A 22,318-nucleotide genomic window follows, 5' to 3' on the forward strand; every position below is an offset into this window, starting at 1 on the left:
CTTAATTCAGCGCAAACTTCTCAATGGCATACGCGACGCCATCTTCGAGGTTGGATTTGGTCACGAAGTTGGCGATTTCTTTGACTGATGGAATAGCGTTGTCCATGGCAACACCCACGCCTGCGTATTCAATCATCGCGATGTCGTTTTCCTGATCGCCTATCGCCATCACCTCTTCGGCTTTAATACCTAACGCATCGGCCAGCGATTTTACGCCAGTGCCTTTATTGACGCGTTTATCGAGGATTTCGAGGAAATACGGCGCACTTTTCAATACGGTGTACTTCTCTTTTACTTCTGCTGGGATGCGCGAGATGGCTTTATCGAGGATCTCCGGTTCATCAATCATCATCACTTTCAGGAACTGGGTTGCTGGATCCATTTTCTCGGCTTCACAGAACACCAGCGGGATGGTCGCGACAAACGATTCGTGCACCGTGTAGTAGCTGATATCACGGTTCGCGGTATACAACGTGTTGCGATCGAGGGCGTGGAAATGTGAGCCAACTTCCCGGGAAAGCTGCTCCAGGTAGCGATAATCGTCATAGCTTAACGCAGTTTGCGCTACGGTACTGCCATCTCCAGCTTTCTGCACCAGCGCACCGTTGTAGGTAATGCAGTAGTCACCGGGCTGTTCCATATGTAGTTCTTTCAGATAGCTGTGAACGCCGGCATACGGGCGTCCCGTGGTCAGCACCACATTCACGCCACGCGCGCGCGCTGCGGCAATCGCCGTTTTGACCGCAGGTGAAATGGTGTGATCGGGCAGCAGAAGTGTGCCATCCATGTCGATAGCAATAAGTTTGATAGCCATGAGTTCCCCGGATTAAATGAGTCCGTCCTCATGCTAACGCGATTCCGCTCAAAAAACAGCTACGAAAAGGGGGATAGAAAGGGGAATCGAGATTCCTCTTTTTTGGGCAAAAAAATACCCGGTTGCGCAAACAACCGGGTATGTTTAACAATGCACGATTAGATATCGATGTTCGCCGCTTTCAGGGCATTCTCTTCGATAAATGCGCGACGCGGTTCAACGGCATCACCCATCAGCGTGGTGAACAGCTGGTCGGCAGCAATCGCATCCTTCACGGTAACGCGCAGCATACGACGGCTTTCCGGATCCATGGTGGTTTCCCACAGCTGTTCCGGGTTCATCTCGCCCAGACCTTTATAACGCTGGATAGCGAGGCCGCGACGTGACTCTTTCTGCAGCCATTCCAGCGCCTGCTCGAAGCTGGCAACCGGCTGGCGACGCTCGCCACGTTCGATAAACGCATCGTCCTCGATCAGTCCACGCAGCTTCTCGCCAAGCGTACAAATACGACGGTATTCGCCACCGGTCACAAATTCATGCTCCAGCGGATAATCGGTATCAACGCCGTGGGTACGCACGCGGATCACCGGCTCGAACAGATTCAGTTCAGCGTCTTTACGCACAAAGCTGTTCCAGGTGCTGCCGTGAACTTCGTTTTCATTCAGCACGTTAACCAGCTGGGACACCCAGGCAGTGACTTTCGCTTCATCAGCCAGATCGGCTTCAGCCAGCGTCGGCTGATAAACCAGTTCTTTCAGCAGCGCTTTCGGGAAACGACGTTCCATACGGCCAATCATTTTCTGCGTCGCGTTGTATTCAGAAACCAGTTTTTCTAACGCTTCACCCGCCAGGGCTGGTGCGCTGGCGTTGGTGTGCAGCGTGGCGCCATCAAGGGCGATAGAGATCTGGTACTGATCCATCGCTTCATCGTCTTTGATGTACTGTTCCTGCTTGCCTTTCTTCACTTTGTACAGCGGCGGCTGTGCAATGTAAACGTGGCCGCGCTCAACGATTTCCGGCATCTGACGATAGAAGAAGGTCAACAGCAGCGTACGGATGTGCGAGCCGTCGACGTCCGCATCGGTCATGATGATGATGCTGTGATAACGCAGTTTGTCCGGGTTGTACTCGTCGCGACCGATGCCGCAGCCCAGCGCGGTGATCAGCGTCGCCACTTCCTGAGAAGAGAGCATCTTGTCGAAACGCGCCTTCTCAACGTTAAGAATTTTACCCTTGAGCGGCAGAATCGCCTGGTTCTTACGGTTACGTCCCTGCTTCGCAGAGCCGCCCGCTGAGTCCCCTTCCACCAGGTACAGTTCAGAGTGAGCCGGGTCGCGTTCCTGACAGTCCGCCAGTTTGCCCGGCAGACCCGCTAAGTCCAGCGCGCCTTTACGACGGGTCATTTCACGCGCGCGACGTGCAGCTTCACGAGCACGCGCAGCATCAATGATTTTGCCGACGACGATTTTCGCGTCAGACGGGTTTTCCAGCAGGTATTCGCTCAGCAGTTCGTTCATCTGCTGTTCTACCGCCGATTTCACCTCAGAAGAGACCAGCTTGTCTTTGGTCTGAGAGGAGAATTTCGGATCCGGCACCTTCACGGAAACAACGGCAATCAGGCCTTCACGGGCATCGTCACCGGTGGCACTGACTTTGGCTTTTTTGCTGTAGCCTTCTTTGTCCATGTAGGCGTTCAGGGTACGGGTCATCGCCGCACGGAAGCCTGCAAGGTGAGTACCGCCGTCACGCTGCGGAATGTTGTTGGTGAAGCAGTAGATGTTTTCCTGGAAACCATCGTTCCACTGCAGCGCAACTTCAACGCCGATACCGTCTTTTTCAGTGGAGAAGTAGAAGATATTCGGGTGGATCGGCGTTTTGTTTTTGTTGAGGTATTCAACAAACGCCTTGATGCCGCCTTCGTAGTGGAAATGATCTTCTTTGCCGTCGCGCTTGTCGCGCAGACGAATAGAGACGCCGGAGTTCAGGAATGACAGCTCACGCAGACGCTTCGCCAGAATGTCGTATTCGAACTCAACGACGTTGGTAAAGGTTTCGTGGCTTGGCCAGAAACGGACCTGAGTACCCGTCAATTCTGTTTCGCCGGTTACCGCCAGCGGCGCCTGCGGCACACCGTGCACGTAAGTTTGCTGATGCACTTTGCCTTCACGACGAATCACCAGCTCCAGTTTCTGCGACAGGGCGTTAACGACGGAAACACCTACGCCGTGCAGACCACCGGAAACTTTATAGGAGTTATCATCAAATTTACCGCCTGCGTGCAAAACGGTCATGATAACTTCAGCTGCCGAAACGCCCTCTTCCGGGTGAATACCGGTTGGGATACCACGGCCATCATCGGTAACGGACACGGAGTTATCAGCGTGAATCGTTACCACGATATCTTTACAGTGACCCGCGAGCGCTTCGTCGATAGCGTTATCTACCACCTCGAATACCATGTGGTGCAGACCGGTGCCGTCATCCGTGTCGCCGATATACATACCCGGGCGCTTACGCACCGCATCCAGTCCTTTCAGGACTTTGATACTGGAGGAGTCATAAGAATTCGACATCAACGTTTCTCGCTCATTTTATCTTGGGTTAATCCGTTATTTTACCCTTTTCCACGGTAAACATCTTCGAATTTTCATCGGACATGTCTATAACGTGTTCAGCGCTAATTGCGCTGACAAAGACCTGAGATTGCGTGGCTTTTAAGCGGCTGGCCAGCAGCCCGCGACGCGCATCATCCAGTTCAGAGGCAAAATCATCTATCAGGTACAGGCAGCGCCGTCCGCTTTCGCGGGTCAGGAACTCCCCTTGCGCCAGACGTAAGGCGCACATCAGCAGCTTGAGCTGCCCACGCGACAACGTATCTTCCACCGGCGCACCGTCGGCGCGAATGCGGAAATCCGCCTTATGCGGACCGTGCGCGGTGTAGGTCAACATGCGATCGCGTTCAAAACTACGTTCCAGCACTTCGGCGTAATCTGTCTCTTTCTCCCAGCCGCGCTGGAAAGAGAAGGAGAGAGAAAACTCGGGAAGAAACTGCTGGCAGGTATCCGCCATATCCTGCGCGATACCGGCGCTGTACTCCGCGCGCCAGGTGCTGATTTGTTCCGCCAGTGGGATCAGTTCTTTATCCCACGGGCGCAGTTGCTCATAACGACTCACCTGGCGCAGCGCTGCATTGCGCTGCTTGAGCAGTCGCTTCAGGTTACTCCAGGCGGTGAAAAATCCGGCTTCATTGTGAAAGCATCCCCAGTCAAGGAATGCTCTTCTGTATTTGGGGCCGCCATTGAGTAAAGTAAACCCCTCAGGCGTGATCAACTGCATCGGCATCAGGTGCGCCAGTTCCGCGACCTTGTGCCCGTCAGTGCCGTCAATGCGCACTTTGCTGTCACCCAGTTTGTCTTTCGTCAGGCCAATCGACGTCTCACGTTCTTCACCCTGCAAACGCCCGTGTAAAACAAACGACTCCTGCTCGTGGCGAATCACGCGGCCAATCTGCAAACTGCGAAACGCCCGACCATGGCCGAGCGTATAGATGGCTTCCAGCACGCTGGTTTTGCCGCTGCCGTTAGCGCCTACCAGAAAGTTAAAGCCGGGAGATAAAGCGAGATCCGCATTTTCAATATTGCGGAAATCTTTAATCAGGAGTCGGGATAGCGACATATCAACTCATAACCAGGGCGTTATCGTCGCAGTTAGTCTGGTTACGGCCAGCGCACAGCAACCGGAGCGTACTGAAGTACGTGAGGATTGCGAGCACTGCCCGGAGCCAGAATAACAAGTAAGATAGCCCGATATTCTTTACAAGCGCATAGGCATGACGACATAGGCTGCAGATTGTGACGCTGCATCTTCAATCTGTACGCTCGATACGGAATCGGTCAGCAGAATACGTACGTTCTCGCACTTCAGCGCGTTCAGAACGTCAAGCACGTAGCTAACGTTAAAGCCGATTTCCAGTTCAGTACCAGGATAGGAAACATCCAGAATTTCTTCTGCTTCTTCCTGCTCCGGGTTGTTGGCAGTGATTTTGAGCTGGTTTTCGCTGACATACAGACGCACGCCACGGAATTTCTCGTTGGAGAGAATCGCCGCACGCGCAAACGCCTGTTTGAGGATATCGCAACCGGCTTCCAGATGTTTGTCCGGATTCTTCGGCAATACGCGGCGATAATCCGGGAAACGACCGTCAACCAGCTTGGAAGTAAAGATGAAGTCACCAACGTGCGCACGAATATTGTTGCTGCCAATCTGCACGCGCAGCGGGTTATCGCCGCCGTCGAGCATACGCATCAGTTCAATCACACCTTTACGCGGTACGATCACCGAATGGCTAGGCAACGGCTGACCGACAGGCATTGAACAGACCGCCAGGCGGTGACCGTCGGTCGCCACGGTACGCAACTCTTCCCCTTCGGTTTCAAACAGCATGCCGTTTAAGTAGTAACGCACGTCCTGATGCGCCATCGAAAACTGCGTGGCTTCAATCAGGCGCTTCATTGTCGCCTGTGGCAGGGTGAATTCGACTTCGCTCTGCCAGTCGTCCAGATTCGGGAAGTCGGCGGCAGGCAGCGTAGACAGCGAGAAACGGCTGCGGCCAGAACGCACCAGCATACGGTCGCCTTCCAGTTGAACGGCAATTTCCGCCCCTTCTGGTAATCCACGGCAAATATCGAAGAATTTACGCGCCGGTACGGTGGTCGCACCAGGTTCATGAGGCTGGATCAGCGCCACGCGCGCCACCATCTCCATTTCGAGATCGGTACCGGTAAGCGAAAGGGTGCCGTCAGCAACCTGCAGCAGCAGGTTTCCGAGGATCGGCAGTGTAGGACGTCCACCCAGCGGGCCGCTGACCTGCTGAAGCGGTTTTAATAAATGTTCACGTTCAACGGTAAATTTCATAGCGTCACGAAGATAATGTTCTGATTAAATTGGAGAAATCTTCTTTAATATCATGGCTTTCTTCACGCAACTGCTCAATCTTGCGGCAGGCATGAAGCACGGTAGTATGGTCACGCCCACCAAACGCGTCGCCAATTTCCGGCAGACTGTGGTTAGTGAGCTCTTTTGCCAGCGCCATCGCCATCTGGCGCGGACGAGCTACCGAGCGAGATCGACGCTTAGAAAGCAGATCCGCAATTTTGATTTTGTAATACTCCGCCACCGTCTTCTGGATATTGTCGATGGTGACCAGCTTTTCCTGCAAAGCCAGCAGATCGCGCAGCGCTTCACGCACGAAATCGATAGTAATCGCCCGGCCGGTAAAATTGGCGTTGGCGATCACGCGGTTCAGTGCGCCTTCCAGCTCACGTACGTTAGAGCGTAGACGCTTGGCAATAAAGAACGCTACTTCACCCGGCAGACGAATGTCGTTTTCGTCGGCTTTTTTCATCAGGATCGCAACACGCGTTTCCAGTTCGGGCGGTTCGATCGCGACAGTCAGTCCCCAGCCAAAACGGGATTTCAGACGATCTTCAACGCCGTTGATCTCCTTCGGATAGCGATCCGAGGTCAGGATGATCTGCTGATTACCTTCCAGCAGGGCATTAAAGGTGTGGAAAAACTCTTCCTGCGATCGCTCTTTATTCGCGAAGAATTGGATATCGTCAATCAGCAGCGCGTCAACGGAACGGTAGTAGCGTTTAAACTCTTCGATCGCATTGTTTTGCAGGGCTTTGACCATGTCCTGCACAAAACGCTCGGAGTGCATATACACCACTTTGGCGTTTGGCTTACGCGCCATAATGCCGTTACCGACAGCGTGCAGCAGGTGAGTTTTACCCAGGCCCGTACCGCCATAAAGGAATAACGGATTGTAGGCGCCGCCAGGATTGTCCGCCACCTGACGTGCCGCCGCGCGCGCCAGTTGGTTAGATTTACCTTCAACGAAGTTATCAAACGTGTGTTTGACGTTGACGTTAGAACGATAGGTAGGTTCTGCCGGAGCCGGGACGTTATCCCAGCCTGGACGCGCCGCCGGAGCAGCACGTTGTGGTTGCACTTGCTGAGTCACGTGGGCGGGCGCAACAACGTTGTTGACCGGCGTTTTCAGCGTTTGCGTGACGGGTTTAGTACCGACTTCAAAGCGCAGCTGTGGGGCATCCGCTCCACAGAAATTATTGAGTAATCCATTAATATTATTAAGGTATTTATCCCTTACCCAATCGAGCACGAAACGGTTTGGCGCGTACAAAGCCAGCGTGTTATCGCTCAGTTCCGCCTGCAATGGGCGTATCCACATACTGAACTCTGTGGCTGGTAACTCATCCTGCAATCGGGCAAGACACTGCTGCCAAAGCGAAAGTGACACGGCGGACTCCACTCGAACAAAAGTCGATAAATGACAAAGGCTGAAACATTCATGATTGTTGACGCACATCGACAAGACCCTATGCAAAGGGTGACGTGCGAATTGCTATCTGCAATTTTTACCCGATCAGGATCCATTGAAACGATCAGGACCGCGGATCATAGCGTAAACTGAGAAAGAGATCTTCTGTTTCTCACAGATTCTTCCCGATTTATCCACAGGATGATCCAGAATCGGCTAAGTGTAAACGATCCTGGAGAAGTGCTGCAGGTTTTAGCGCGCATATTGAAAAAATTAATGAGTAAAGATGCTTTACTGCTTAAACGATCTAATAAAGATCCCGAGCGATCCTTGCGCTTTATCCACCAGCCCGTATAATTCTTACCCCCAGCGAGTAACGGTCGCCTTACGGCGTCAACGCTGCCTGTTTTTTACGCGAAACCATGCGGAAAAAAGCGGGAAATAAGGAAAGAGAATTGACTCCGGAGTGTACAATTATTACAATCCGGCCTCTTTAATCACCCACACTGTGGCGTAGGTCGTTCGAAATTCGTTCGGGTATACGCAAAAGTCAGTGAATTTATTCAAGTTTAGGTAGAAATCGCCATGAAACGCACTTTTCAACCGTCTGTACTGAAGCGCAACCGTTCTCACGGCTTCCGTGCTCGTATGGCTAATAAAAATGGTCGTCAGGTTCTGGCACGTCGTCGTGCTAAAGGCCGTTCTCGTCTGACCGTTTCTAAGTAATAAAAGCTAGCCCCTGAGTGGTTAAGCTCGCATTTCCCAGGGAGTTACGTTTGTTAACTCCCACTCATTTCACATTCGTCTTCCAGCAGCCACAACGGGCTGGCACGCCGCAAATCACCATCCTCGGCCGCCTGAATTCGCTGGGGCATCCCCGTATCGGTCTTACAGTCGCCAAGAAAAATGTTAAACGTGCGCATGAACGCAATCGGATTAAACGTCTGACGCGTGAAAGCTTCCGTTTACGTCAGCACGAGCTTCCAGCAATGGATTTCGTGGTGGTGGCGAAAAAAGGGGTTGCTGACCTCGATAACCGTGCTCTCTCGGAAGCGTTGGAAAAATTATGGCGTCGCCATTGTCGCCTGGCTCGCGGGTCCTGATAGCCCTCATTCGGGTCTATCAACGCCTGATCAGTCCGCTGCTTGGGCCGCATTGCCGTTTCACTCCAACCTGTTCGAGCTACGGAATTGAGGCATTGCGCAGGTTTGGAGTGATAAAAGGCAGTTGGTTGACGGTGAAACGCGTATTAAAATGCCACCCTTTACACCCTGGTGGTGACGATCCCGTCCCGCCCGGACCATTTGATACCAGAGAACACTAACGATGGATTCGCAACGCAATCTTTTAGTCATCGCTTTGCTGTTCGTGTCTTTCATGATCTGGCAAGCCTGGGAGCAGGATAAAAACCCGCAACCTCAGGCCCAACAGACCACGCAGACAACGACCACCGCAGCGGGTAGCGCCGCAGACCAGGGCGTACCGGCCAGTGGCCAGGGGAAACTGATTACGGTTAAAACTGACGTGCTTGATCTGACCATCAACACCCGTGGTGGTGATGTGGAACAGGCTTCACTGCCAGCTTACCCGAAAGAACTCGGTTCTACCGAACCGTTCCAGTTACTGGAAACCACGCCACAGTTCATCTACCAGGCACAGAGTGGCCTGACAGGTCGTGACGGCCCGGATAACCCGGCTAACGGCCCGCGTCCGCTGTACAACGTCGAAAAAGACGCGTTTGTACTGGCTGACGGTCAGAACGAACTGCAGATCCCGATGACCTATACTGACGCAGCGGGTAACACATTCACTAAAACGTTTGTACTCAAGCGTGGTGAATATGCTGTCAACGTTAACTACAGCGTGCAGAACGCCGGCGAAAAACCGCTGGAAGTCTCCACCTTTGGTCAGCTGAAGCAATCCATCAATCTGCCATCTCATCGCGATACCGGAAGCAGCAACTTTGCGCTGCACACCTTCCGCGGCGCGGCGTACTCCACGCCGGATGAGAAGTATGAGAAATACAAATTCGACACCATTGCTGAAAACGAAAACCTGAACGTCAATGCTAAAGACGGCTGGGTCGCAATGCTGCAACAGTATTTCGCAACGGCATGGGTTCCGCGTAACGACGGCACCAACAACTTCTATACCGCTAACCTGGGTAACGGCATTGCCGCTATCGGCTATAAGTCACAGCCGGTACTGGTACAGCCTGGCCAGACTGGCGCGATGACCAGTACCCTGTGGGTCGGCCCGGAAATTCAGGATAAAATGGCGGCCGTTGCACCGCACCTGGATCTGACCGTGGATTACGGCTGGTTGTGGTTCATTTCTCAGCCGCTGTTTAAACTGCTGAAATGGATCCATAGCTTCCTGGGTAACTGGGGCTTCTCCATCATCGTTATCACCTTTATCGTTCGTGGCATCATGTACCCGCTGACCAAAGCGCAGTACACCTCCATGGCGAAGATGCGTATGCTGCAGCCGAAGATTCAGGCAATGCGTGAGCGTCTGGGCGATGACAAACAGCGTCAGAGCCAGGAAATGATGGCCCTGTACAAAGCTGAGAAGGTTAACCCGCTGGGCGGCTGCTTCCCGCTGATCATCCAGATGCCAATCTTCCTGGCGTTGTACTACATGCTGATGGGCTCCATTGAACTGCGTCATGCGCCGTTCGCTCTGTGGATCCATGACCTGTCTGCACAGGACCCGTACTACATTCTGCCGATTCTGATGGGCGTGACGATGTTCTTCATTCAGAAGATGTCTCCGACCACCGTAACCGACCCGATGCAGCAGAAGATCATGACCTTTATGCCGGTCATCTTCACCGTGTTCTTCCTGTGGTTCCCGTCAGGTCTGGTGCTGTACTATATCGTCAGCAACCTGGTAACCATTATTCAGCAGCAGCTGATTTACCGTGGTCTGGAGAAGCGTGGCCTGCATAGCCGCGAGAAGAAAAACTCCTGATTCGGTGTAGGCCGGATTAGGCGAAGCCGCCATCCGGCAAACGGAACATAAAGTAAAGGGCGGTCATTAGACCGCCTTTTTTATTGCATTAAGAAGAGACAAACCATGAGCCATAACGACACCATCGTCGCTCAGGCCACCCCACCGGGACGTGGTGGCGTGGGTATCCTGCGTATCTCCGGCCTGAAGGCGCGTGAGGTCGCAGAAACCGTACTGGGGAAACTACCCAAACCGCGTTACGCCGATTATCTGCCGTTTAAAGACGCGGATGGCAGCACGCTGGATCAGGGGATTGCCCTGTGGTTCCCCGGCCCGAACTCCTTTACCGGCGAAGACGTTTTAGAGCTTCAGGGCCACGGAGGTCCGGTGATTCTTGACCTGCTGCTCAAACGTATTTTGACGATTCCCGGGCTGCGCATTGCCAGACCCGGTGAATTCTCCGAGCGCGCGTTTCTCAATGATAAGCTCGATTTAGCCCAGGCAGAGGCGATTGCCGACCTGATCGATGCCAGCTCGGAGCAAGCCGCTCGCTCGGCGCTGAACTCGTTGCAGGGCGCATTTTCCGCACGGGTAAATCATCTTGTGGAAGCACTCACTCACTTGCGCATCTATGTCGAAGCGGCGATCGACTTCCCGGATGAAGAAATCGACTTCCTGTCTGACGGCAAGATTGAAGCGCAGCTCAATAGCGTTATCAGCGATCTTGATGCCGTACGTGCCGAAGCGCGTCAGGGTAGCCTGCTGCGCGAAGGGATGAAGGTAGTCATTGCCGGTCGCCCTAACGCCGGGAAATCGAGCCTGCTGAACGCGCTGGCAGGCCGTGAGGCGGCTATTGTGACCGACATTGCGGGGACGACTCGCGACGTACTGCGTGAGCATATTCATATCGACGGTATGCCGCTGCACATCATCGATACTGCCGGTTTGCGCGATGCCAGTGATGAAGTTGAACGCATTGGTATCGAACGTGCCTGGCAGGAAATCGAACAAGCCGACCGTGTGCTGTTTATGGTGGATGGCACCACCACCGATGCCGTGGACCCGGCTGACATCTGGCCAGACTTTATTGCCCGTCTGCCAGCCAAACTGCCAATTACCGTGGTGCGTAACAAAGCGGATATTACCGGTGAGACGCTGGGCCTTAGCGAAGTAAATGGCCACTCACTGGTTCGTCTCTCCGCACGTACCGGTGAAGGCGTTGACGTACTGCGTAACCATCTCAAACAGAGTATGGGCTTTGAAACCAATATGGAAGGCGGCTTCCTGGCGCGTCGTCGTCACCTGCAGGCGCTGACAGAAGCTGCAGAGCATCTCGAGCAGGGTAAAGCCCAACTGCTCGGAGCATGGGCCGGAGAATTGCTGGCTGAGGAGCTACGCCTGGCGCAGCAGAACCTCAGTGAGATCACCGGGGAATTTACCTCCGACGATCTGCTGGGGCGAATTTTCTCCAGTTTCTGTATAGGTAAGTAACGTTGTGTTGCCCGGCGGCGCGATGCTTGCCGGGCCTACAGGCCCTGTAGGCCGGATAAGGCGTTTACACCGCCATCCGGCAACAACAATTTCCCATGCGGAAATCACTGTTGTCCAAATGGCAACTCGTGCAGTTGACTCTCTGACCGTATGCTTAGCGCCACATTTCTCATGAGGTCGCTATGACACGCTTTCTAATCTGCAGTTTCGCCCTGGTTCTTCTTTATCCTGCCGGTATTGATATGTATCTGGTGGGGCTGCCCCGTATTGCGGCCGATCTACAGGCCAGCGAGGCGCAACTGCATATCGCGTTTTCGGTTTATCTGGCGGGAATGGCGACGGCGATGCTTTTCGCCGGAAAAGTTGCCGACCAGTCAGGACGTAAACCAGTCGCTATTGTCGGTGCACTCATCTTTATTTTCGCCTCTGCGCTGTGTTCATTTGCCGAGAGCGGTACGCCGTTCCTGGTAGGCCGCTTTATTCAGGGTGTGGGCGCCGGCTGCTGCTATGTGGTGGCTTTCGCTATTCTGCGCGATACGCTCGACGATCGTCGCCGGGCGAAGGTACTGTCGTTGTTGAACGGTATTACCTGTATCGTGCCGGTGCTGGCTCCGGTGATGGGGCATTTGATCATGCTCAAATACCCGTGGCAGAGCCTGTTCTACACGATGATGGGAATGGGTGTGGCTGTTTGCCTGCTGTCGGTGTTTGTCCTGCGAGAATCGCGCCCAGCAACGCTTATGGCGACGATGGAAAAGAACCACACAACCGAATCACTGGTAAACCGCTTTTTCTTAAGCCGTCTGGCCATTACTACCCTTAGCGTGTCGGTGATCCTGACCTTCGTGAATACGTCTCCGGTGCTGCTGATGGAAGTGATGGGCTTCGACCGCGGCGAGTACGCCACTACCATGGCCATGACCGCTGGCATCAGTATGGCGGTCTCTTTCTCTACGCCATTCGCCCTGAGCGTGTTTAAGCCTCGCGTTATGATGCTGACCTCGCAGGTGCTGTTTCTGTGTGCTGGCGTGGTGTTAACCCTTGCTACTTCACACGCGGTAACGTTGTTCGGGCTAACCTTAATCTGCGCCGGATTCTCGGTCGGTTTCGGTGTTGCGATGAGCCAGGCGCTGGGACCGTTCTCGCTGCGCGCGGGCGTCGCCAGCTCGGCATTAGGTATTGCACAGGTTTGCGGTTCCTCGCTGTGGATTTGGCTGGCGGCTGTTCTTGGCCTTGATGCGCTGAATATGCTGATCGGGATTCTGATTGGCTGTAGCATAGTGAGTATCATGCTGATTATCACTGTTGCACCTAACCGGTCCGCGCCAACTCATGAAGAAATCCCTCAGCAGTCTCGATCTTAATTTATTGCTCTGCCTGCAGCTGTTGATGCAGGAACGCAGCGTCACTAAAACCGCTAAACGGATGAACGTCACACCGTCGGCGGTCAGTAAGTCGCTGTCGAAGCTGCGGGCCTGGTTTGACGATCCCTTGTTTGTGAACACCCCGCTGGGGCTATCGCCGACGCCGCTGATGGTCAGCATGGAGCAGAGCCTGGCTGAATGGATGCAGATGGGCAATCAGCTGCTCGATAAGCCGCACCATGAATCGCCGCGCGGGCTGAAGTTTGATCTGGTGGCCGAAACGCCGCTGGTGATGATCATGTTCAACGCGCTCTCCCGGCAGATTTACCAGCGCTATCCTCAGGCGACGATCAAAATACGCAACTGGGACTATGATTCGCTGGATGCCATTATTCGCGGTGAAGTGGATATTGGCTTTACCGGACGCGAAAGTCATCCGCGTTCGCGAGAACTGCTGAGTTTGTTGCCATTGTCGATCGACCATGAAGTGCTGTTTTCCGATCTGCCCTGCGTCTGGCTACGTGAAGATCATCCCGCACTGCAGGAAGAGTGGAATCTGGACACCTTTCTGCGCTATCCGCACATCAGCATTAGCTGGGAGCAAAGCGATACCTGGGCGCTGGATGAAGTCCTGCAAGAAATGGGGCGCGCACGCAATATCGCGTTATGTCTGCCTGGTTTTGAGCAATCGCTGTTTATGGCAGCGCAGCCGGATCACGCGCTGATTGCCACCGCACCGGTTTATTGCCAGCGTTATAACCAACTCCACCAGCTTCCACTCGTTGCGCGGCCGATGCCATTTGATACGGCGCAACTGGAAAAAATGCGCGTACCGTTTACTCTTCTTTGGCATAAACGCAACAGCCACAATCCTAAGATCGTCTGGCTAAAAGACACGATCAAGGCGCTTTATCGCGATATATCCTGACGATCCGTCATTTTGGTGTTTCAAAATCGACCATTCTGGCAACAGAAATGTAAATATCGCGTAATGTATCCCATTTCCGCTTACTTTTTGGGCAGCAAAGCCTGCCCGGAAGCCGTGTAAATGTTACTCTGGTGATAATCACGGACCATTAATCACGGAGCGAAAAATGGCGACACATTTTGCCAGAGGGATTCTTACGGAGGGACACCTGGTATCAGCTCGCCTCCCTTCTCCATGCCATATCGAAGCAAGAGATCTGCCCGCTCATCGCCGAACACGCTTCCTGGCCTCCCGAAGTCTTCTCGCCGAACTGATGTTCATGCTTTACGGCACCAGCACGTTGCCTGAGATTGTTACTGAGGCGAAAGGTAAGCCCGTTTTTCGCGATAAGAATCTACCGGGATTTTCGATCTCTTATGCCGGGAATATCGTCGGCGTTGTGCTAACGACTGAAGGAACGTGCGGCCTGGATATGGAACTTCAGCGGGCAACCCGCGGGTTTAACAATCCAAATTCAGCGGAAACGTGGCGCTTCTCCAGTAACGAAAACCTGTGGATCAATAATCAAAACGACCCCAATGAAGCACGCGCGCAGCTCATTACATTGCGCCAGAGCGTACTCAAACTCACCGGCGATGTATGCAATGACGATCCGCGCGAACTCCAGCTTTTACCCGGCGCAGGACGCCTGAAATGTGCCCATGTTGCGCAGATTGAAGCCATTTGCGACGCGGAAGATGTGCTGGTGTGGTCGGTTGCGGTTTCGCCAGCCATTGAAAAACTCAAGGTTTGGGAGTTTGATGGTCAGCAGGACTGGAAAAGTTTGCCTGATATCCAGACTCGCGCCAATGAGCCAACGGGTCGTCTGATCCGGTTCTCTCAATTATGCGCAGCGAAAAGCCATACGCTTTGATTTAACCTTTATGATGAAACAGGAGTCACCATGTCTGAAACATTGAATGTTGTTACGTTACTGGGAAGTCTGCGCAAAGGTTCGTTTAATGGAATGGTTGCCCGTACACTGCCCAAGATTGCTCCCGCAGGAATGGAAGTGAGCGCGTTACCGTCGATTGGTGATATCCCACTGTACGATGCCGATCTCCAGCAGGAAGAAGGTTTTCCGGCCAGCGTAGAAGCACTGGCTGAGCAAATCAGAAAGGCTGACGGTGTCGTCATCGTCACACCTGAATATAACTATTCTGTTCCGGGCGGACTGAAGAACGCCATCGACTGGCTGTCTCGCCTGCCCGATCAGCCATTATCCGGCAAACCGGTGCTGATCCAGACCAGCTCCATGGGTGCCATTGGCGGCGCGCGCTGCCAGTACCATCTGCGTCAAATCCTGGTGTTCCTCGACGCCATGGTAATGAACAAGCCGGAATTTATGGGCGGGGTCATTCAAAACAAGGTGGATCCGCAGACGGGTGAAGTGATTGACCAAAGCACGCTGGACCATCTGACCGGCCAGTTGACCGCATTTGGCGACTACATTCAACGCGTGAAAGCCTAAAAGAAAAAGCCCGCCAGCAACGATGCCTGGCGGGCAGTTGTCCAGACCGATATTTTAGTGCGCGTCGATAAACACAATCTTCAGCACAAACAGCAGCGCGACAACGATGACGCACGGGCTGAGATCGCGGAAACGTCCAGTACCGATTTTCATCACGCAGTAAGAGATAAAGCCCAGCGCAATACCTTCGGTAATTGAGAAGCTAAACGGCATCATCACGGCGGTAATAAACGCCGGAACCGCTTCAGTCAGGTCTTCCCACTTCACGCGCGACAGGCTTGATGTCATCAGGACACCAACGTAAATCAGCGCACCTGCAGCTGCATAGCCCGGTACCATTCCCGCCAGTGGCGACAGGAAGATAACCAGCAGGAACAGCAGGCCAACGACGACTGCAGTCAGGCCGGTACGGCCACCAACCGACACCCCGGAAGAGGATTCAATATAGGCAGTAACGGAAGAAGTCCCGATAAACGCCCCGGTAACCGACGACACGCTATCCACATACAGCGCCTGCTTCATGCGTGGGAACTTGCCCTTCGCGTCCGCCAGACCAGCTTTATCCGTCACGCCAATCAGCGTACCGGAGGAGTCAAACAGGTTGACCAGCATGAACGAGAAAATCACACCCGCCAGGCCAATGTTAAACGAACCGGCCAGATCGACATGTCCGATAACGGACATCACGCTCGGCGGCGCAGAAACGATACCGTTGTAATGGACATCGCCCAGCATCCAGCCCAGCAGCGTGGTTACAATGATGGAAATCAGCACCGCCGCATGAATATTACGTGACGCCAGAATCGCGATGATAAAGAAGCCCAGAATACCGAGAAGTACGCTGTGGGACGTCAGGTTACCGATAGACACCAGCGTGTCTTTGTTGGCGACGATAACACCTGCGTTTTTCAGCCCCATCATGCCGATGAACAGACCGATACCACTGGTGATCCCCACTCGCAGGCTCACCGGGATATTGGCAATCATCCAGTAACGTACGCGGAAAATGGTCAGCAGCAGCAGACCTACCGCGCCCCAGAAGATAGCCCCCATACCGATCTGCCATGACAGGCCCATCGCGCCGACGACCACGAAAGCGAAAAATGCATTCAGGCCCATAGCAGGCGCAAGTGCGACCGGCAGGTTAGCAAATAGCCCCATCAGGATGCTACCAAAGGCAGCAATAAGGCAGGTGGTAACAAAGACGGCGCTGGTATCCATGCCAGCCACGCCAAGAATTTGCGGGTTAACAAAAACGATATACACCATCGTCAGGAAGGTGGTTAAACCGGCGATCACTTCGGTCCGTGCCGTCGTGCCATGTTCGCGCAGTTTGAACACGCGTTCCAGCATCCCCTGGCCAGAAGCCTGGGTTGTGTGTTGTTGACTCATTATCAATTTCCGAACAAGGAGGGAAAATTCGTCGCTATCCTATACCAAAATGCGACAATAGGGTTGGGTTATGAGCGACTTTTTTCATTGATTTTGCTTATACGGCAACGATTGCGTCGCCCAATAATGCATTACGAAAACGTTAAACTTGTTAAAACGGAAATGACATGTCCCAGATAGAAGCCGTATTTTTTGACTGTGACGGTACCCTTGTCGACAGTGAAGTGATTTGTTCTCGCGCGTATGTCAGCATGTTCCAGGCGTTTGGCATTACGCTCGATCTTGAAGAAATTTTCAAACGCTTCAAGGGGGTAAAGCTGTACGAGATCATCGACATTATCAACGAAGAGCACGGTGTCGAACTGGCAAAAGCCGATTTAGAACCGGTTTACCGCGCTGAGGTCGCACGTCTGTTCGATACCGAGCTGGAAGTCATTGCTGGTGCGCACACGCTGCTGGACAGCATGGCTGTGCCAATGTGCGTGGTGTCTAACGGTCCGGTCAGCAAAATGCAGCATTCGCTGGGTAAGCTGGGCATGTTGCACCATTTTCCTGATTTACTGTTCAGCGGCTACGATATCCAACGCTGGAAGCCCGATCCGGCCCTAATGTTCCATGCAGCAAAAGCAATGGACGTTAATGTTGAGAACTGCATTCTGGTTGATGATTCCAGCGCAGGCGCGCAGGCGGGGATTGCGGCGGGGATGGAAGTGTTCTACTTCTGCGCCGATCCGCATAACAAACCGATCGATCATCCAAAAGTCACGACCTTTACCGATCTGACACAGTTGCCGGAATTGTGGAAGGCACGGGGTTGGGATATTACTCGGTAATTTTTTGTAGGCCCGGTAAGCTTGCGCCACCGGGCAATTGCCGGATAGCGCTAACGCTTATCCGGCCTACTTTCTACGTTTTTATCACTCTTTAGGATCTTTGCCCGCCAGCAGCTTATCCAGCTCATCGCCGCCCACGTGACGGAAGTCTTGTCCCTTCACGAAATAGAAGATGTATTCGCAGATATTCTGGCAGCGGTCACCGATACGTTCGATGGAGCGTGCGCAGAACAGCGCGGTCAGCACGCTTGGAATGGTACGTGGGTCTTCCATCATATAAGTCATCAGCTGACGCACGATGCCTTCATACTCCTGGTCGACTTTCTTATCTTCGCGATAAATACGTACCGCTTCGTCGAGATCCATACGCGCAAACGCATCCAACACGTCGTGCAGCATCTGCACGGTGTGACGACCCAGCGACTCCAGACTTACCAGCAGCGGCTGGTGCTGTTGCGAGAACTTCTCCAGCGCGGTGCGGCAAATTTTATCTGCCACGTCACCAATACGTTCCAGCTCAGCGATGGTTTTGATAATCGCCATCACCAGACGCAGGTCGCTCGCTGTCGGTTGACGCTTGGCGATGATACGCACGCAGGCTTCGTCGATCGCCACCTCCATCATGTTGACGTTCTTATCGCCTTCAATGACGCGCTTCGCCAGCTCGCTGTCCTGGTTGTGCATCGCCGTGATTGCATCAGAAAGCTGCTGCTCGACCATGCCGCCCATGGTCATCACCTGGGTACGGATGCTTTCCAGCTCTGCATTGAACTGGCCGGAAATATGTTTATTAAGGTTAAGGTTATCCACAACAAGCTCCTGAATCAGCCGTAACGACCGGTGATGTAATCTTCAGTTTGTTTCTTCGCGGGCTTGGTGAACAGATCGTCCGTGTTACTGAACTCAATCAACTCGCCCAGGTACATAAATGCCGTGTGATCGGAACAACGCGCAGCCTGCTGCATGTTGTGGGTAACGATAACGACGGTGTAATCCTCTTTCAGCTCAGTGATCAGCTCTTCGATACGCCCGGTAGAAATAGGGTCGAGCGCTGAACATGGCTCATCAAGCAGAAGCACTTCCGGGCGAATGGCGATGCCACGCGCAATACACAGTCGCTGCTGCTGACCACCCGAGAGAGAGTACCCGCTCTGGTGTAATTTATCTTTGGTTTCATTCCACAATGCGGCCTTGGTCAATGCCCACTGCACGCGTTCGTCCATATCCGCACGCGAGAGTTTCTCAAACAGACGTACGCCAAAAGCGATGTTGTCGTAGATGGACATCGGGAACGGCGTAGGCTTCTGGAATACCATGCCCACTTTGGCTCGCAGCAGAGCGATATCCTGGGTATTGGTGAGAATATTGTCGCCATCCAGCAGAATTTCACCTTCCGCACGTTGCTCCGGGTACAGTTCAAACATTTTGTTGAACGTACGCAGCAGCGTCGATTTACCACAGCCAGAAGGACCGATAAACGCCGTTACCTGGTTTTTAGCAATATCCAGGTTGATGTTCTTCAGGGCATGGAATTTGCCATAGTAGAAGTTCAAATCACGAACCTGAATTTTACCTGGGGCAGTATCAACCATACTCATTTCAATCTTTTCCTCATCCGGCGCCGCATCAGCCACGCCGTAAAAATTAACCGTGTTTCTTCTTCGCGAAAATGACGCGCGCCAGAATGTTCAGCAGCAGTACGCACAGGGTAATAATCAGTACCCCAGCCCAGGCCAGTTGCTGCCACTCAGCAAACGGGCTCATCGCAAACTTAAAGATAGTGACCGGCAGGTTGGCGATAGGCTGCATCATGTCAGTGCTCCAGAACTGGTTGGAGAGCGACGTAAACAGCAGCGGAGCCGTTTCACCTGCGATACGAGCAATTGCTAACAGAACACCTGTAATGATGCCCGAGACAGATGCCTTCAGGGTGATCGCAGAAATCATCTTCCATTTCGGCGTACCCAGTGCATAGGCGGCTTCACGCAGGCTATCTGGCACCAGCTTGAGCATGTTCTCTGTGGTACGAATAACAATAGGCACCTGCAGCAGCGCCAGCGCGATCACGCCCGCCCAGCCAGAGAAATGCTCCATTTTTGCTACCACGATGGTGTAAACGAACAGACCGACCACGATGGATGGTGCAGAAAGCAGAATGTCATTGATAAAGCGGATGACCTCAGCCAGCCAGGACTTACGTCCATACTCCGCCAGGTAGATACCCGCCATAATGCCGAGCGGGGTACCAAACACAGTCGCCCACAGAATCAACAGACCGCTACCGGCCAGGGCGTTCGCCAGACCACCGCCCGCCGTATTCGGCGGCGGCGTCATTTCGGTGAACAGCGCCAGCGACATACCGTCAATACCGCGGGTGATCGTGGACATCAGGATCCAAATGAGCCAGAACAGACCGAACGCCATGGTCGCCATAGAGAGCGTCAGCGCGATGCGGTTTTTCAGACGACGACGCGCCTGCATTTTACGGCGGGATTCCGCAAGCTGAGCGGTGTTTTGCATTTCAAGCGTAGCCATTAGCGTGCCCCCTCGTTCTTCGCAAGGCGCATGATCATGAACTTAGACGCAGCCAGCACGATGAAGGTGATCACAAACAGAATCAGACCCAGCTCCATCAACGCGGCAACGTGCAGCCCAGATTCCGCTTCGGCAAATTCATTCGCCAGCGCAGAGGTAATACTGTTGCCCGGCATGTACAGCGAGGCGCTATCGAGCTGGTAGGTGTTACCGATGATAAAGGTCACCGCCATGGTTTCACCCAGCGCACGCCCCAGACCCAGCATCACGCCGCCGATCACGCCATTTTTGGTGAACGGCAGGACGATACGCCAGATAACTTCCCAGGTGGTACAGCCGATGCCGTAGGCCGACTCTTTCATCAGTACCGGCGTTTGTTCGAACACATCACGCATAACCGCCGCAATGTACGGGATGATCATGATGGCGAGGATCACGCCAGCCGCCAGAATACCGATACCAAAAGCTGGGCCGGAGAACAGTGCGCCAACAAACGGAATGTTGGAAAGGATGTTTCCGACCGGCTCCTGGAAATAAGTCGCAAACAGCGGGGCAAAGATAAACAGCCCCCACATGCCGTACACGATACTCGGAATTGCCGCCAGCAGTTCAATAGCGATGCCCAGCGGGCGACGCAGCCAGCCAGGTGCAAGTTCAGTCAGGAACAGCGCAATGCCGAAACTCACCGGAACGGCAATCAGCAGTGCAATAAGTGAGGTAACCAGCGTACCGTAAATCGGTACTAAGGCACCGTAGATATCGTTTGGCGCATCCCAGTCTTTGGTCCACAGAAAGGAGAAACCAAATTTCTGAATGCTTGGCCAGGAGGAGATAACCAGAGAGACAATAATGCCACCCAACATCAATAGCACAATCAGCGCAGCCAGTCTTACCAGCGCGCTGAAGATCATGTCACCCTTTTTACCCGGTGGGTTAAAAGCAGGCTTGGTTGCAGCCATAAATCACTCTTTAAGTTAAACGCGTTTACGAAGTTGCCCATGCCGGATGGCGCTACGCTTATCCGGCCTACAAAGCGGGCCTACAGTCGAAACCGTAGGGCGGATAAGCGTAGCGCCATCCGCCAACTCGTTAAAGATATTCTATTAGTACAGCGCTTTACCGCTGCTGTCTTTCACGTTGGTCTTCCATGCAGCACGAACCTGCTCAACCACGCTGTCCGGCAGGCTGGCGTAATCCAGGTCGTTAGCCTGTTTGCCGCCATTTTTGTACGCCCAGTCGAAGAACTTCAGCACTTCTGCGCTCTGCTCTGGTTTCTTCGACTCTTTATGGACCAGGATGAAGGTGGTGGAAGTGATTGGCCACGCGTCGTCACCTTTCTGGTTAGTCAGATCCTGAGCGAAAGTTTTGCTCCAGTCAGCGCCTTTTGCGGCGTTAGCAAAGCTCTCTTCTGTCGGGCTTACCGGTTTGCCATCAGCAGAGACCAGCTTGGTGTACGCCAGGTTGTTCTGCTTAGCGTAAGCGTACTCAACGTAACCGATAGAACCCGGCAGACGCTGTACGAACGCAGCGATACCGTCATTACCTTTACCGCCCAGACCGGTCGGCCAGTTCACAGTAGAGCCGGAGCCAATTTTAGATTTCCACTCTTCGTTTACTTTTGCCAGGTAGCTGGTGAAAACGAAGGAAGTACCGGAACCGTCAGCGCGACGCACAACGGCGATATTCTGTGAAGGCAGCTTCAGACCCGGGTTCAGTTTGGTGATGGCTTCATCATCCCACTTTTTAATTTTACCGAGGTAGATGTCACCCAGCGTTTTACCGTCCAGCACCAGCTCGCCGGATTTCAGGCCCGGGATATTCACAGCCAGCACTACGCCACCGATCACGGTCGGGAACTGGAACAGACCTTCTTGCGCCAGTTTTTCGTCAGACAGCGGTGCATCAGAAGCGCCGAAATCAACGGTATTGGCCGTAATTTGTTTTACACCACCGGAGGAGCCGATACCCTGGTAGTTTACTTTGCTACCGGTCTCTTTCTGATAGGTATCTGCCCATTTGGCATACACTGGCGCAGGGAAGGTTGCACCTGCACCTGTCAGGCTCGCTGCTGCAAACGCAGAGAACGCGCTCATGGATAAGGTCGCGGCGACAACAGTTGCGACAGTGGTACGCATAACTTTCATAATGTCTCCTGC

21 protein-coding genes are annotated in these 22,318 nt (G+C 53.5%); 10 read left to right on the plus strand and 11 right to left on the minus strand.

Features of this window, described 5'->3' with window-relative positions; genetic code table 11:
• Window position 1: 1 nt before the first annotated feature.
• From yidA to dnaA, 5 genes are all read right to left on the minus strand, one after another.
• On the minus strand, window positions 2-814 hold the full coding sequence (yidA, locus tag WN16_RS03400; RefSeq protein WP_003023871.1) for a sugar-phosphatase: 813 nt from the start codon (window positions 812-814) through the stop codon (window positions 2-4).
• Between the two features lie 158 nt (window positions 815-972).
• Window positions 973-3,387, minus strand: a complete 2,415-nt coding sequence (gene gyrB / locus WN16_RS03405) for a DNA topoisomerase (ATP-hydrolyzing) subunit B (protein ID WP_003023868.1) — start codon at window positions 3,385-3,387, stop codon at window positions 973-975.
• A gap of 28 nt (window positions 3,388-3,415) precedes the next feature.
• Entirely contained in the window at window positions 3,416-4,489 is a 1,074-nt protein-coding gene (recF, locus tag WN16_RS03410; protein ID WP_003844434.1) for a DNA replication/repair protein RecF, read from the minus strand.
• Between the two features lie 138 nt (window positions 4,490-4,627).
• On the minus strand, window positions 4,628-5,728 hold the full coding sequence (dnaN, locus tag WN16_RS03415) for a DNA polymerase III subunit beta (RefSeq protein ID WP_003023863.1): 1,101 nt from the start codon (window positions 5,726-5,728) through the stop codon (window positions 4,628-4,630).
• A gap of 4 nt (window positions 5,729-5,732) precedes the next feature.
• Complete coding sequence (gene dnaA / locus WN16_RS03420) at window positions 5,733-7,136, minus strand: chromosomal replication initiator protein DnaA (RefSeq protein ID WP_003023861.1); 1,404 nt, start codon at window positions 7,134-7,136, stop codon at window positions 5,733-5,735.
• A gap of 606 nt (window positions 7,137-7,742) precedes the next feature.
• Between dnaA and rpmH the strand changes: the two genes are divergently transcribed.
• The 9 genes from rpmH to WN16_RS03465 all read left to right on the plus strand — a co-directional run bounded on the left by rpmH (window position 7,743) and on the right by WN16_RS03465 (window position 15,402).
• The gene (gene rpmH / locus WN16_RS03425; RefSeq protein ID WP_003023858.1) at window positions 7,743-7,883 is read left to right on the plus strand and encodes a 50S ribosomal protein L34; all 141 of its coding nucleotides are present in this window, start codon (window positions 7,743-7,745) and stop codon (window positions 7,881-7,883) included.
• Between the two features lie 17 nt (window positions 7,884-7,900).
• Window positions 7,901-8,260 (plus strand): ribonuclease P protein component, encoded by a 360-nt coding sequence (gene rnpA / locus WN16_RS03430; RefSeq protein ID WP_003844432.1) that lies wholly within the window; start codon window positions 7,901-7,903, stop codon window positions 8,258-8,260.
• Window positions 8,224-8,481, plus strand: a complete 258-nt coding sequence (yidD, locus tag WN16_RS03435) for a membrane protein insertion efficiency factor YidD (RefSeq protein WP_003023846.1) — start codon at window positions 8,224-8,226, stop codon at window positions 8,479-8,481. Before rnpA ends, yidD begins: the two co-directional genes overlap by 37 nt.
• 2 nt (window positions 8,482-8,483) lie before the next feature.
• Window positions 8,484-10,130 carry a membrane protein insertase YidC gene (yidC, locus tag WN16_RS03440; protein WP_003023844.1) on the plus strand — a complete coding sequence of 549 codons (1,647 nt, stop codon included), beginning with the start codon at window positions 8,484-8,486 and terminating at the stop codon, window positions 10,128-10,130.
• Between the two features lie 105 nt (window positions 10,131-10,235).
• A complete protein-coding gene (gene mnmE / locus WN16_RS03445) occupies window positions 10,236-11,600 on the plus strand; it encodes a tRNA uridine-5-carboxymethylaminomethyl(34) synthesis GTPase MnmE (protein WP_044700490.1) in 1,365 nt (454 codons plus the stop codon).
• Between the two features lie 182 nt (window positions 11,601-11,782).
• Window positions 11,783-12,964 (plus strand): MFS transporter, encoded by a 1,182-nt coding sequence (locus tag WN16_RS03450; protein ID WP_003840591.1) that lies wholly within the window; start codon window positions 11,783-11,785, stop codon window positions 12,962-12,964.
• The gene (gene yidZ, locus WN16_RS03455; protein ID WP_003023837.1) at window positions 12,933-13,892 is read left to right on the plus strand and encodes an HTH-type transcriptional regulator YidZ; all 960 of its coding nucleotides are present in this window, start codon (window positions 12,933-12,935) and stop codon (window positions 13,890-13,892) included. The genes WN16_RS03450 and yidZ overlap by 32 nt, the downstream gene beginning before the upstream one ends.
• A gap of 166 nt (window positions 13,893-14,058) precedes the next feature.
• Window positions 14,059-14,805, plus strand: a complete 747-nt coding sequence (locus tag WN16_RS03460) for a 4'-phosphopantetheinyl transferase superfamily protein (RefSeq protein WP_003840588.1) — start codon at window positions 14,059-14,061, stop codon at window positions 14,803-14,805.
• A gap of 30 nt (window positions 14,806-14,835) precedes the next feature.
• The gene (locus tag WN16_RS03465; RefSeq protein WP_003023832.1) at window positions 14,836-15,402 is read left to right on the plus strand and encodes an NADPH-dependent FMN reductase; all 567 of its coding nucleotides are present in this window, start codon (window positions 14,836-14,838) and stop codon (window positions 15,400-15,402) included.
• Window positions 15,403-15,456: 54 nt separating this feature from the next.
• Here the strand turns inward: WN16_RS03465 and adeP are convergent, their stop codons facing one another.
• Window positions 15,457-16,794: an adenine permease AdeP gene (gene adeP / locus WN16_RS03470; protein WP_003840586.1), complete on the minus strand. Its 1,338-nt coding sequence runs from the start codon at window positions 16,792-16,794 to the stop codon at window positions 15,457-15,459.
• Between the two features lie 167 nt (window positions 16,795-16,961).
• Here adeP and yieH point away from each other — a divergent pair, with 167 nt between their 5' ends.
• On the plus strand, window positions 16,962-17,627 hold the full coding sequence (gene yieH, locus WN16_RS03475; RefSeq protein WP_003840584.1) for a 6-phosphogluconate phosphatase: 666 nt from the start codon (window positions 16,962-16,964) through the stop codon (window positions 17,625-17,627).
• Between the two features lie 84 nt (window positions 17,628-17,711).
• On the opposite strand, the gene phoU is transcribed toward yieH, so the two are convergent.
• The 5 genes from phoU to pstS form a co-directional block, all read right to left on the minus strand.
• Entirely contained in the window at window positions 17,712-18,437 is a 726-nt protein-coding gene (phoU, locus tag WN16_RS03480; RefSeq protein ID WP_003023824.1) for a phosphate signaling complex protein PhoU, read from the minus strand.
• 14 nt (window positions 18,438-18,451) lie between these two features.
• Window positions 18,452-19,225 (minus strand): phosphate ABC transporter ATP-binding protein PstB, encoded by a 774-nt coding sequence (gene pstB, locus WN16_RS03485; protein WP_003023821.1) that lies wholly within the window; start codon window positions 19,223-19,225, stop codon window positions 18,452-18,454.
• Between the two features lie 46 nt (window positions 19,226-19,271).
• Complete coding sequence (gene pstA, locus WN16_RS03490; RefSeq protein WP_003023819.1) at window positions 19,272-20,162, minus strand: phosphate ABC transporter permease PstA; 891 nt, start codon at window positions 20,160-20,162, stop codon at window positions 19,272-19,274.
• The gene (pstC, locus tag WN16_RS03495; RefSeq protein ID WP_003023817.1) at window positions 20,162-21,121 is read right to left on the minus strand and encodes a phosphate ABC transporter permease PstC; all 960 of its coding nucleotides are present in this window, start codon (window positions 21,119-21,121) and stop codon (window positions 20,162-20,164) included. The genes pstA and pstC overlap by 1 nt, the downstream gene beginning before the upstream one ends.
• 144 nt (window positions 21,122-21,265) lie before the next feature.
• The gene (gene pstS, locus WN16_RS03500; RefSeq protein ID WP_003023814.1) at window positions 21,266-22,306 is read right to left on the minus strand and encodes a phosphate ABC transporter substrate-binding protein PstS; all 1,041 of its coding nucleotides are present in this window, start codon (window positions 22,304-22,306) and stop codon (window positions 21,266-21,268) included.
• Window positions 22,307-22,318: the final 12 nt, after the last annotated feature.

This window comes from Citrobacter sp. ABFQG, assembly GCF_004322975.1.
Classification (GTDB): Bacteria; Pseudomonadota; Gammaproteobacteria; order Enterobacterales; family Enterobacteriaceae; genus Citrobacter; species Citrobacter freundii.